At 58.3% G+C, this 12,399-nt stretch carries 11 protein-coding genes; 2 read left to right on the top strand and 9 right to left on the bottom strand.

Annotated features, from left to right (window positions below; all coding sequences use genetic code 11):
- Positions 1-705: 705 nt before the first annotated feature.
- The 8 genes from ACUXVX_RS00540 to pip all read right to left on the bottom strand — a co-directional run bounded on the left by ACUXVX_RS00540 (position 706) and on the right by pip (position 10,727).
- Entirely contained in the window at positions 706-2,040 is a 1,335-nt protein-coding gene (locus ACUXVX_RS00540; protein ID WP_446309922.1) for an O-antigen ligase family protein, read from the bottom strand.
- A 337-nt stretch (positions 2,041-2,377) separates the two neighbouring features.
- The gene (locus ACUXVX_RS00535) at positions 2,378-3,928 is read right to left on the bottom strand and encodes a lipopolysaccharide biosynthesis protein (protein ID WP_446309921.1); all 1,551 of its coding nucleotides are present in this window, start codon (positions 3,926-3,928) and stop codon (positions 2,378-2,380) included.
- Complete coding sequence (locus tag ACUXVX_RS00530; RefSeq protein ID WP_446309920.1) at positions 3,925-4,893, bottom strand: glycosyltransferase family 2 protein; 969 nt, start codon at positions 4,891-4,893, stop codon at positions 3,925-3,927. The genes ACUXVX_RS00535 and ACUXVX_RS00530 overlap by 4 nt, the downstream gene beginning before the upstream one ends.
- Before the next feature lie 213 nt (positions 4,894-5,106).
- Positions 5,107-6,060 (bottom strand): glycosyltransferase family 2 protein, encoded by a 954-nt coding sequence (locus ACUXVX_RS00525; RefSeq protein ID WP_446309919.1) that lies wholly within the window; start codon positions 6,058-6,060, stop codon positions 5,107-5,109.
- A complete protein-coding gene (locus tag ACUXVX_RS00520; protein ID WP_446309918.1) occupies positions 6,057-7,175 on the bottom strand; it encodes an acyltransferase family protein in 1,119 nt (372 codons plus the stop codon). Before ACUXVX_RS00520 ends, ACUXVX_RS00525 begins: the two co-directional genes overlap by 4 nt.
- Before the next feature lie 264 nt (positions 7,176-7,439).
- Complete coding sequence (locus ACUXVX_RS00515; protein WP_446309917.1) at positions 7,440-8,333, bottom strand: glycosyltransferase family 2 protein; 894 nt, start codon at positions 8,331-8,333, stop codon at positions 7,440-7,442.
- 27 nt (positions 8,334-8,360) lie between these two features.
- Positions 8,361-9,515 (bottom strand): right-handed parallel beta-helix repeat-containing protein, encoded by a 1,155-nt coding sequence (locus tag ACUXVX_RS00510; RefSeq protein WP_446309916.1) that lies wholly within the window; start codon positions 9,513-9,515, stop codon positions 8,361-8,363.
- 222 nt (positions 9,516-9,737) lie between these two features.
- Positions 9,738-10,727 carry a prolyl aminopeptidase gene (gene pip / locus ACUXVX_RS00505; protein WP_446309915.1) on the bottom strand — a complete coding sequence of 330 codons (990 nt, stop codon included), beginning with the start codon at positions 10,725-10,727 and terminating at the stop codon, positions 9,738-9,740.
- 58 nt (positions 10,728-10,785) lie between these two features.
- Between pip and ubiG the strand changes: the two genes are divergently transcribed.
- Together ubiG and ACUXVX_RS00495 are read left to right on the top strand one after the other, a co-directional pair.
- Positions 10,786-11,523, top strand: coding sequence for a bifunctional 2-polyprenyl-6-hydroxyphenol methylase/3-demethylubiquinol 3-O-methyltransferase UbiG (gene ubiG / locus ACUXVX_RS00500; protein WP_446309914.1), 738 nt, complete (start codon positions 10,786-10,788; stop codon positions 11,521-11,523).
- A gap of 11 nt (positions 11,524-11,534) precedes the next feature.
- Positions 11,535-11,906 carry a hypothetical protein gene (locus tag ACUXVX_RS00495; protein WP_446309913.1) on the top strand — a complete coding sequence of 124 codons (372 nt, stop codon included), beginning with the start codon at positions 11,535-11,537 and terminating at the stop codon, positions 11,904-11,906.
- Positions 11,907-11,944: 38 nt separating this feature from the next.
- Here ACUXVX_RS00495 and ACUXVX_RS00490 read toward each other — a convergent pair whose 3' ends face one another.
- Positions 11,945-12,397 (bottom strand): MarR family winged helix-turn-helix transcriptional regulator, encoded by a 453-nt coding sequence (locus ACUXVX_RS00490; protein WP_222471564.1) that lies wholly within the window; start codon positions 12,395-12,397, stop codon positions 11,945-11,947.
- Positions 12,398-12,399 lie beyond the last annotated feature (2 nt).

Raw genomic sequence — 12,399 nt, 5'->3', positions numbered from 1 at the left:
CGCCCCGTGAAGCGCCTCGCCTCATGGGTTGCTTTGGCCTCCAAAGCCTCTACTGGCCGGACGCTTGAACGATACCGAGTGGCGGGATCGTGCTTTATGAAAGGCGGTGATCGCGAAAGCTGGAACCGCCGGATTACTTGTCCACGTAGATGCTACACACTTCCTGTTCGTAGACCCTGAGTACAAACGCACAGTTAAAGGTTGTGGTTTTTGTCGTTAGTACTGGCTAGGACTACAATGTGGCGGTTCGTGGCTAGCACGCAGGCCAAACGGGGGCAATTTTGAGTTCCCTCGGAAGGCGGAACTTTGCTCGTCGGGGTGAAGGTATGCGCGGATAGCTGCAACGTGTGAACCGCAACCAGAAAGCTGGCTACGGAGGCAGCAAATGCTCATCTCTGCCAGTTTAGCTTCTATCTAGTTGACGCATAACGCAAAGCTCTGGGCGGTGCGCTGATTGGAGGCCTCGATTGGAGCATTCACGCTGCGCTCAGTGTTCGTTTGCATCCCCCTCGCTCGCTCTGTTTGCTCCTTGTCAGAGCGGAGATTGCTTTCTTTAGTTCCGCAGCCCAGCGGATGGTTGAAACGCTCTTAGCTTAAAGTTGCGAAGAAGAGTTGGTACACTCGACCTCCGTGCTCATAGTGCCAGACTTCGCGTCGTCGCCTTACTTCGGTTGTTAAGAGGAGTGCGGTGAAGTGGTTTTGAGCTCACGATCCGGGATCGCGCGACTTGAATCTCGTGTAGCGCGGTGGGGTACGATCCTGCGCGTTTGCCTCGCCAGTTGCTTTTTCGGGCGCAGCCTTGGTTTCTCCCGTGCAGAGCCAAGAGCCTGCACCAATATAGAATGCGCAGAAGACAGCAACTGCTCCCCAGACGTGGACGGTCATCAAAACCAGCACAAGAGAACCAAGAACTATCAGGTAGCCGATACGGGCGGATTTGGCTTCCTCGCTTTCTAACGGCGTTCGAAGGATGGCAAGCACATGAAGCGCCAGAGACACGCAATAGAAGGCCAAGGCTGGCAAGCCATAGCGCATGGCAGTCAGCAACCAGAAATTATCGACGGAACTCGTGAGCCACTCGGGGCGTGGCCAGTCACCCAGACCAATTCCGAAAACAGGGTTGGCCCTTACCGACAGCATACCGTAGTCAAACGTCGCGATCCGGATCCAGCCCGTGGTGGGGTTGAAGGTTGCTAGGTCGATCAGGATCGTCACCGGCGTTCGGTTTGATAAAGCATCAATGATCACATAGCCAAGGACGGCTAGGACAATTAGCGTCTTCCAGGCACCCTTCGTGACGATAGCCCATATTATCACCATGAGTTGCAGGGCGATCGCGAGCAGGGGAGCTGACGACAGAGACATCGCCGTCATCAGAAACGCCAACCCCATGATAATCGCCCGCGCGTAGCTCGCGCTTCTCAACGTCATCCAGGCGTTCGCGAACACGAAGGAACAGAACAACCCGAACATGATTGGGTGATCAAATGTGCCATAGACCCGCTCAAAGCCAAGCCGACCATAAGCACTGTAGCCCCGAAATGGCGTATCGAAAAAAGGTCGAAGGGCGTCTGCTATGACAATGCGCCCCGTCAGAAGTTCGATGACTGCAAATGGCAGCAGTAAGACTAAGACGATCACCAGCGCTTGGATCAACCAACGATAGTCGGCGTAACTTCGTATCGTCAGTCGCCCCAAGAGATATCCTCCCACGACTTCAATCGCGGTGATGCCGGCATAGGGTATGCGCAGAACTCCATGTGCGACCACAAGCGCCAGAAAGACCCATGCGACATGCAGGAAGATAAAGATGTCCACCCATGAGGGGCCTTTGTCGACTTCGCTGTACGTTTGGATGAATAGCGGTATCACCGTCACCAGCAGGAACAGTTTAAGTGGTGTTAGGCGCAGACCGGCGAGTTCGAACGAGATCGGCAGCAAAATCACCACGAGAAACAGAACCAGAATTCCGCGACGCGCGGGGGGCGACGACAGTGCTATAGGGCTCGAACTGGTAGTACTTGTGTAAGTCAATGTCATGTCGCTCTGATGGTCGTATTGGAGAACATGCTATGTGCAAAGCGAATCAGTGGCTGGCAAAGCGGCGCGGTTCTCCCCGGCCATTCAGAGTACTTTGGCAAGAGCTGTGGTCGAAACGGCGAGAGGGCCGACGGGCGGAAACTCAGATATTTGGGGTTCCGCAACTGCTCTCCGGAGTAAGCAGGGCCTACTGTGCCCAGTGCGGCACCGGGGGCATTCTTAGCAAAGGGCAGGAGCTTGGCGGTAGTCTCAGAGTACTTGGCTCGAGGTATTGCCAACAATTCGAGTGTCGGTTTCCGGGCGTTCCGTCGGACGCCCGTGTGCACGGTGAGGAGCATCATGTTAGCCGCCGATGCAATCGCAGGCGTACCGCCAACTTCTCCACGAGTTTCCTGTCGGTTTCATCCATGGAGAAACCAAGCAGCGCTAGCAGATAGGCAGCAAAGGAGAACAAGCTACCAAGTATGAAACCGCCCCAACCATGGATTGGCGCAATGGACTGGTAAAGAGCGCAGCATGCGAGTGATGCGGCAAACGGTAACGTTCCAGGGATCATGGTGCGCATGAAGAACTCACGCCACCGACCTTGAATAAGTTTGAGCCCGCCTGGCCAAATCACCAGTACGTGCACGACCGCAAAGGCGATTGCGAACCCGTAGGCCGCCCCGATAGCACCCATCTCCAGAGGCACTGTGAACAGCCACAACAGCCCTAGGCTGGACAGGATCAGGACCAGATTACGCAGATTGAAGTCACGGATTTGTCCGATAGCATAAGCGATCTGATAGAACATGGCGCTGCCCCACCCTAGTGGGTAGACGATCAGGAGCGCCACGAGCACCGTCGCCGTGTCGGCATAGGCCGCTCCGGCATAAAGGATAACCAGAGGGGTCGCGAAGACGATGAGTGGTGGCGTCAAGAATAGCGCGGCCCATAGGTGATATCGTCCACCACGGTAGTAAAGAGATTGAAGAGTTTCACTTTGACCGGTCGCGTGGAGACTGGTTAGCGATGGTTGGGCAGTTGTCGCGGCCATGGCTACGAGTTTGCGGATCTGGGTATCGGGCAGGCTGCCAATGTGAAAGGCGGTCACCGCAACAGCATCCGCCATACGGTTCAGGATCAGGGCAGGAGCCGCGCGTTGTACGATCGTGCCTAGGCTCTGAACTGCGGTCCAGCCACTGAAAGATATGAGGGTACGAAGCGTCTGTCCCGAGACTAACCCAGCCCGAAAGCGAGCACCCGGCAAAATGCGGAGGGTAAAAAACACGCGCACTGCAAGGCCGAACGCATTGGCCAGGACGAGAGCAAGGATTACCCATACCGCCTTGGCGCTCACCATAAAGAGTAGCAAGAAGATCAAGGCCACGCGGATAAGAAGAGCGCCCAAGGTGATCAGGTTGAAGGTCACGAACCGCATGTGGACGACCAACCCATTGCTGAATGGTGCGGCCGCAATTTCAAGCGCCAAGTACGCGGTCATGAGCCCAAGCATGAGCCGGGCATCGTCGCGGAATGGGGTGGCGACCTCGATCAGAGTGTCGATATGCCAGAGCCCGAGAGCGCCGAGAGCAGCCAAGAGGAACGCCGATGGAACCAGAAGAACGGTCATCGAGGACACGATTCGGGCCAGTTCGGTCTGGTCGTCACGCGCTTCGGCTTCGACCATGAAACGTGTTATCCCGCCGGCTAGGATGTTTCGGAAAAGTTCCGCGAAGACCACTAGGGAATTAACGATTGGGATCAGGCTGTACTCCTCGGGCGAGATGCGATGCAGCAGGTAATGGTTGACCCAGATCAGCATCGCGATGTTGACGAATGAGGTCAGAATTGTGCTGGTCAAGTTGACCGCGAAACGCCCTACGGTGTTTCTGCTCTCCACCGTCATCGTGTTCGCCCATTAGCGCGTCTTCCCGTCAACTTGTAAATCATGGCCTGCAACCGCTCACGGATTACGATCTTGGCCTCGCCCCCGAGTGCGCGCGCATGGCGGGCGGCCCACCCGGCCACGACCTTCAGGGAACGAAGTCGTTCTCCCAGTGGTTGCGGCGCGCGGAGGGTGGCGCGCAGATAGCCCAGACCGAGCCGGCTCAAAGTGGCGGGAAAGAAATTGCCGCGACTCGGGTCGAACCATGCCGCGAGAAGTCTCTCACGGTCAGCGCCCGTCGCAGCTTGCTCTGCAGAAATGACTGAACCACTCTCGTGCTCGCGCCGGAGAAAAAGCAACGGCTCCACATCGACAAAAGGGCCGGCAAGAGCGAGTTCGACCAGAAGTAGCTTGTCGGATCTCGGCATGTTGGCGATGAGGCTCGTACCCTCAAGAACATCGCGCCGTATTAAGCCGAAGACCGGAAAGCACATGTGTATCATGGATTGCAATGGATCGCCTGGCCCGATCATCTGGGCCAAGCGTTCGGAGGCTGTCGCACCACCTTTACGCACCTCCGCGCTGTAGGGGCCGATACTGCGGCCGTTCTCATCTATCCGCATCGTCCCTGGGTAAGCCAACACGGCTCCGGAGCTATCTTGCTGGAGCGCAGAAACACAGGTCGAGAGGTATTCTGGTGCCATCGCATCATCATAGGACGCCCAACGAAACAAAGGCGCTGAGGTATGATGGAACGTGTAATTGAAGTTGGCAGCGGCTCCGAGATTGCGTTTCTGTCGATGGTAGGTGATCCGTGTGTCACGGGCGGCGTAGTCTTGGGCGATCTCTTGTGTCCGGTCTGTAGAGGCATTGTCGGACACAAGCACTTCAAAGTCGTCAAAGTCTTGAGCCAGGATGGCGTCCAGCGCATCCGCGAGATAGCGTTCGCCGTTCCACACAGGCAATCCGATCGACACAAGGGACATTCCGTTCTCCAATTAAATCCTATGTAACTCGCCATGAAGGCGAAACATGGGCTGGACTCCATACCGCCTTTGTTAACGCTGAAAGAGATTGGCACATGATTTTCGTCCTGATCCCGTTGGCAGGGTTATCAAGTGGCGCATTAGGAGCCACATGAATACCAAGAGGGGGCACGGGAAAATCGACTAGGCACACGGGTAGGACTCCAATCGCGGTCACTCGGGCCGAAAACGGAAGGCAAAGTTCTTCGGGCGCAGCATGTGGAGTAACGGGATTAGCGGCAAACGAAATAGCCAATGCCACTCACGCCCTTGCAACAAGCGCGGTAGATGGCGGAGGTAAAAGGCGTAGGCGGTTCCAGTTCTGCCGCCGGCAAAGGCGCGCAGCACCACAGTACTGACCGTCTTCGCTAAAACTCTCTTGGCTTCTCGTTCACCCGACGCCGGATATCGCCCACTTCTTTCTCGCTTCAGGAGGAACTCGACGCCTTCCTTTATGCGATCAAGGTTGCCAGTCAGGCTGTCATCCCCTCCGATCTCGTGCGCGACCAAGGCTGGAGCTTGGACGACAGTGCATCCAGCGTCATTAGGAACGCGGAGAAACAGGTCTGTGTCCTCGGAGCACCGCAACATTGGGAAAAAGCCACCGATGGCCTCGAATACGTCGCGCCGGATCATCACGTTGCAAGTGGCAAAGCGCATGGTCGGAGCGCCGCATACTGCCCTTGAAAAGTCCGAGAAACGCTCGGCTTTTAGGGTTCGGTCTGCGTCTGGTCGCGCCGAAGTTCCGGCGGCAAAATCAAGGTTTCGAAGGAAGATTAGGGCCGACCCGCCCGCCACAGCCACGGCTTCAACGCAGCAATCAACTGTCCAGTGGAACCAGTGGTCGTCGCTGTCTAAGAAGGCAATGTATTTGCCGCGAGCCAGGGCCGCTCCAGCGTTGCGCGCAGCTCCCGCGCCCGCGTTCTTTTGGTGGATCACTTGCGCATTGGGCCATTCGGCCAAAGCGACCTCTGCCACGGCGCGGGAGTTGTCGGTCGAGCCGTCGTCAACCACGATAACCTCAAACCTGTTCGACGCATCGCGGGGCAAGCTATCGAGCGCGCGGACCAGACTCTCTTCCCTGTTCCAGACCGGTATCACAATCGAAATATCGGGCTGGCCATTCATTCGCCGGGTTTCCTGTCGAGAGTTGGACCTGACCCGAACTCGGGCGCATCGGCTTCCCGACCGAGCGTAAGCCACCTCGTCACGGTACCGCGCATCTGCATGGCCGGTTGCTCAACCAGATGCCACGACAATACTGCGAAGACGAGTGTGAGGGGAAGGGCAAGCACTGCATTTGTCATCGGGCTCATCGGCCCGAAGGCCCAGACGACAAATCCCTGAAGTGGGAAAGCGTAGATATAGATGCCGTAAGAGTAGTCCCCAAGCCGGTTATACCTACGCAGCAGTCCTCCTGGGACATAGGCAACCCAGAACACGGCGTAAGCGAGGGCTACGGCGAACACTGGTGCATAGAGGTAAGGAGGGCCAGATCTCAGCAGCCAAGCCAAAGCGCACAGAGGGACGACGGCCCAAAGCGTCAATGGGATACGATCGCGCCAGACGTAGGCGCAAACCCCGGTGAAAAAGGGCAACGAGAGCCTAAGTAATTTGGAGGTTACAGGGTGCAGGTCCGTTGGGATCGCATAGGAAAGGAGGGCAACTGAGAGGCCGAGGAGCATGACGGCAGCTAAGAGTCTTGGCCGAGAAAGTAGGCCGGCTACGCCGAGGGCGAATAGACCTATGTAGCACAATACTTCGTAAGGGAGAGTCCAGATCGAGCCCACTACGTCAGTGTAAGGAAGTTCCTCGTAAACACCCGGCAGTTGGAACTGGATGGAGAACAGGCCAATATCACGCAGGATAAACGTCCAAGTGGCCGGGTCAGACAGATAGGCAGAAAGTGTCAGATCGGTGCAGAGCGTCCCAAGGGCCAGTGCCACTAGAACCGTACAGACGATCAGCCCCGGCCACAAACGAAGAAATCGCGCAACCACAAATCCGGTCCGTGTTGATGTGTGAATGAAGCTGCGCGCAATTAGAAAGCCGGAGATCACGAAGAAGACCATGACCGAGAGCGTCCCGAGCGAATAGCCGAGCAAGGCAGTCAAGGGCTCAGCAGTGCCTGACCCTTGCGTTATGGGATACGCATGGCTGACGAGCACGGCCGTTGCGGCGACGGCCCTCATCAGGTTCAGATTATTGTCGCGACCTTCGGAGTGGTCTGCCAATGTATGCATGGATATAATGCCCGAGATACGTGCCTTTCTAAAGTTTTCCTCCTAGGCGGAGCCAACAACTGAGCCGGAACGAAAGCCGAATCTTACTTTAACAACGAAAGGATGACCTTTGGGTAAGCCGCTAATCAAGGCATTCTTAAATTTGCGGCCCTAAGTTACTTGTGATTGTCACTAGCGCTACCCGAACGACAACGCTGGACATTTGAAGCATACTGCTAGTCAATTTGTATGGGGCGAGTGCGGCCGAACGTTGCTTGCTCAGCATCAGCCGCGTGTGCCGCGAAAACCATGCAACCACGTGATAAACCAAAGAAATACTGCCTTTGAACCCGGACTTGCTTGGATCGACTTGGCAAATGCGGACGCGGCTTTCGCAGGTTGGCCGGCTTTTTGCCAGACCCGGCCAGCGATGTAGTGATGGCGCGCCCGCGCTTTAGGTGCAGACTCAAAAAGCGTCGCGTACTTTTCGAGTAGACGGCTGCGAAAGATCGCGTCGTTTACAGAAACAGAAGAGATGTTACCGGGTGTATCGTAAACAACTGCCAAGGGCTTCTCAATGAAGACAAAGTGGCTCGCCTGTGCTAGCCGGATCACGAGGTCCCAATCCTGATAACGCTTAAGGTCTGGATCAAAGTTGCCGCATGACTCAAGCAACGTTCGGCGTACGAGTATCGTCTGCGTACTGGCTGGGCTGCTGTCCAGAACCTTCCGAGACATGTCACCGTCGTAATGGCTGAATGGATGGGATGGAAGGTAGTAGGCTTTTCCGATGCCGCCGGAGTATAGCGCACCGCAGTAGCATAGCCCAACGTCGGCTGCTGACTCCAACGCCTTGACTTGCTCCGCAAGTTTGTCGGGCATCCAGTAGTCGTCGCTGTCCTGAAACGCGATAAGTTCGGCACGCGCCTCTGATATCCCAAGGTTTCGGGCGCCTGCTCCACCAAGGTTTTTTTCGCTAACGATAACACGGACACGCGAGTCGCGTGCGTAGGACTGCAGGATCTCTGGGGTGCTGTCTATGGACGCGTCGTCGACGAGCAGGAGTTCGAAATTCTTGAAGGATTGTGCGAGAACGCTGTCCACTGCCCTGCGAATGGTGGCTTCGCGATTGTGCGCGGGCAGGATAACGGAAACCCTTGGTGAATCTACTTTGTTCACTTCTATCCTTTGAGACTTAGAGGGCGTTCAGTTTTCTTTACCACCATGTCCTGCCATTTCTGCCAGCCGCGTTTCAGCACCGTATCCGGATCCGAAGTCGATGGGCGAGCCTTCGACGGGAATGAAGTCTTGCCAGTCGTCGCCATCGCCGGAGAAGAGCGTCGTGAGGTCGGCATCTCGACCATAGACGTAGTTGTCGCCCACGGTCGCAGCGCCGGTCTGGTTGTCGATCACCCTGACGGCATTGCCCTTCACGGTCGTGCCGGCATTGCTCATGCCGGATTTCGCGGCGAGGATGATCATCGCACCGCCCGCTCCCGGCCATGGGATGAGCGAGTTGTCCTGGATCACGACATTCGACTGGCCGCCATTGATGTAGATCGAGTTCGGTGAGCCGACGTTGATGATGTTCTGCTCGATCAGGATGTTGTAGTAGCCGGAGCCGGAGGGGTCGCTGAGAAAGATGCCCTGGCCGTAGACGTCGCCGGTGTCGGGGTCGTCATAAAGATGATTGCCTCTGATGGTGATGTCATGGGGCGTAGCGCCGTTATAGGAGAACATCTGGATGAGGTCGGGGTGATGCGGCCGCACGGCATGCACATCGTGGAGCTTGTTGTTCTCGATGAGCCCGTGGTGGGAGTCGCCGGTAATCCGCAGCAGATCACTGACGGCATCGCGGATCAGGTTGTCTGTGAGTTCGAAATGGGACACGCTGTTCAGGATCACACCGTTCACATTGCCGATGATCTCATTACCATCAAGCGCCACATGAGACGCGTCGATGAAATAGACCCCGTTGGTGAACAGGTTATCAACATAGGTGATGTGATGCGCTCCGCCATCGACGCGGGGCATGTTGTCAACCTGAAGTCCCTCGATCCGGATATTGCTCCCGCCGGGGATCGACAGGTTTTCGACGACTGCGCCCAGCGGATTCTCGGCGACGATCGTCAGCTCGGAGCTGTAGTCGCGGCTCAGCGTAATGTTCGAGTAGGTTCCATCCGACAGAACAATCGTGTCGCCGCCGCTCGCGGTCATGAGCGCGGTCATCAAGGTTTCTGGCGTCGCATCGACTTCTGACGCTTCTGTGCCATCACCTCGACAAGCGGCGCACAGGAGCAGGGTTAGAATAGTTGAATGCGGACTCAGGCCGTGCAATTTCCCGATCTGGGTTTTAGTCATGCCTGAAATATCCGAAGAAAACTAAATTCGTTCAGTGCCAATGTGATGTGTTCACGTGGCTCTGTCAAAACTTCAATATTGGCGCAGCCATAATTGAAGGTAGAAAACAACGAAAGAGCCTAAGAGTCCTGAGGTCGCAGTACATCCAATAGGTCGTGTAAGCAGGCGGCGCCCTACCTGAACTATTCCAGATCTATGTGTTCTGCCAAGACGCCGTGCGGATCAGAACCCGTAGAGCTCCGGCGCCTTGGCGATGCCGCGCGTGGTTCGCACGAGTTCTGCCGAAATGCCCGGCTCCGAAAGCGCGTGGCCGGCGTTGGGGATCATCTTGAGGGTGCCGCGCGGCCAGCGGTCGGCGAGGGTCTGGGCGGCCTCGGGGGGGCAGATCATGTCGTAGCGGCCTTGCACCACCGTTCCGGGGATGTGGGCGATTTCGGGCATGTCCGAAAGGATCTGGCCGTCTTCGCGCAGGAAGCCCGCGTTGGTGAAATAGTGGTTCTCGATCCGGGCAAAGGCGCGGGCGTAACTGCCGCTGCCCTCGCCCATATGAGCGTGGCTTTCCATGGAGGCGAGGGCGTTCTCCCAGCCTGCCCAGCGTTGGGCGAGGCGGGTCTCTTCCATCAGGTCGCCGGAGAACAGGCGGCGGTGGTAGGCGGCGATGAGGTCGCCCTGCTCGGCCTCGGGGATCAGCTCGGTGAAGCGCTTCCAGACATCGGGGAAGAACCGGGCCGCGCCGCCGCCGTAGAACCATTGCAGCTCGCGCTGGGTCATCAGAAAGACGCCGCGCAGCACGAGGTAGGCGGTGTGCGCCGGGTGGGCCTGCGCATAGAGCAGCGAGAGCGTGGCGCCCCAGCTGCCGCCGAACACCACCCAGCGGTCGATGCCGAGGGTCTCGCGGATGCGCTCAATATCGGCGATCAGGTCCTGCGTCGTGTTGTTCTCGACCGAGGCGAAGGGCCGGGAGCGGCCGCAGCCGCGCTGGTCGAATAGGACCACGCGGTAGATATCGGGGTCGAAGTAACGGCGCATGGCGGGCGAACAGCCGCCGCCGGGGCCGCCGTGAAGCACGACCGCCGGGATGCCCTTGGGGTTGCCGCATTGCTCGACATAGATCGAGTGGCCGCCCGGCATGTCGATCATCCGCTGGTCGAACGGGCTGATCGCCGGGTAGAGGTGGCGGTATGCGCTGTTATGACCCGCGTTCCTGTCCATCCCTGAGCTATATAGCGTGGCGTGGCCCGGGACCATGGGGTTGAGAAGGAGTTTTTCGATGACGGTCGATACGGCAGACCCGGCGGAGCTGGCGAAGTTCGAGGCGATGGCGGCGGAGTGGTGGGACCCGGAGGGGAAATTCAAGCCGCTGCACATGCTCAACCCCTGCCGGCTGGACTATATCTGCGACCAGATCGCCGCCGAGTTTGAGCGCGATCGGGCCGGAATAGAGCCTTTTTCGGGGCTGCGCATCCTCGATATCGGCTGCGGCGGCGGGCTGCTGGCGGAGCCGATGGCGCGGATGGGGGCCGAGGTGGTGGGCGCCGATGCCGCCGCTGGCAATATCCCGGTGGCACAGGTGCATGCAGAGCAATCGGGGCTGGAGATCGACTATCGCCATACCACGGCAGAGGCGCTTGCGGAGGCGGGTGAGCAGTTTGACGTGGTGCTGAACATGGAGGTGGTGGAGCACGTTGCCTCGCCGCCGGACTATATCGAGGCGTGTCAGAGACTGCTCAAGCCCGGCGGGCTGATGATTTGCTCCACGATCAACCGCAACCCGAAGAGCTTTGCGATGGCCATCGTGGGCGCCGAATGGGTGATGCGGTGGCTGCCGAAGGGCACCCACGACTGGCGAAAGTTCATCACCCCGGATGAGCTTTATGAGCTGATCCGCAACGCCGGGCTTGACCCGGTCGACCGGAAAGGATTTGTCTTCAATCCAATCGCCTGGAGCTGGAGCCTGAGCGACCGTGACCTGAGCGTCAATTACGTCACCGCCAGCGTGAAACCCTAGAGTTTACCCACATGCGCAAATTTGCCCTGATCGCGGCCCTCCTGATGGTGGCCGCGCCGGCGTCTGCCGACCTGATGCAACGTTACGAGGCCGCTGACGAGGCGGTGATGGTGCGCGTTAACGCGCTTCTCGGCCAGAAAGGCGGGATGTGGAGCGATGCCGACCGGCGCGGCCGCACCTGCCTGATGGCTGAGCTGCAAAAGCGCCACGGCGCGAAGAAGGTCAGCGCAGCGGTGCGCGACTTGGAGAAGGTCGCAGCAGGTGCGCCTCGGGCAAGGGACGCCTCACGGCTTTCGATCGACAAGACGCTGGTGCTGGCGAAGAACGGCATCCCGGTTCAGAAATGGGCGCCGGTGGCGCAGGCCTGCAAGACAAGTTTCTAGGGGGGCTCATCCAGCCCGGAGGCCGCAAGGCTGGTGCGTCAGGGCTCTTCGCGTGAGCCGAGCTTCTGGCGCAACTCGCGCATCACGGGGAGCATGGCGCGAACCCGCTCGCTGCCGATTTCGGAGACGATGGCGGCGATGACCGGGCTGACCGAGGCAATCGCCGCATCGCGCGCCGCGCGGCCCGAGGGGCTGATGGAGACCATCTTGCGCCGCGCGTCATCCCAATCGGGCCGGATATGCACGTAACCGGCCCATTCGAGCTTGTTCAGCGTGTTGGTCATGGCCCCGCGCGTCAGGTGAAAGGCCTGTGCCAGCTGGGCGGGGCTGCGCTCTTCATTGATATGGGCGAGGTGGTTCAGCACTGAGAAATGGCTGATCTCCATGCCCTTGGGCAGCGCCTTCGACATGCGGTTGCGCGCCAGCTGCTCGGCGGTGAGCAGCTCCGAGAAGAGCGCAACGGCGAGGGTATCGGAGGTTTCAACAGCCATGC

This window comes from Vannielia sp. SX4, assembly GCF_052828525.1.
The sequence above is the reverse complement of the archived record's forward strand: the minus strand, read 5'-3'. Positions and strand labels throughout refer to the sequence as shown.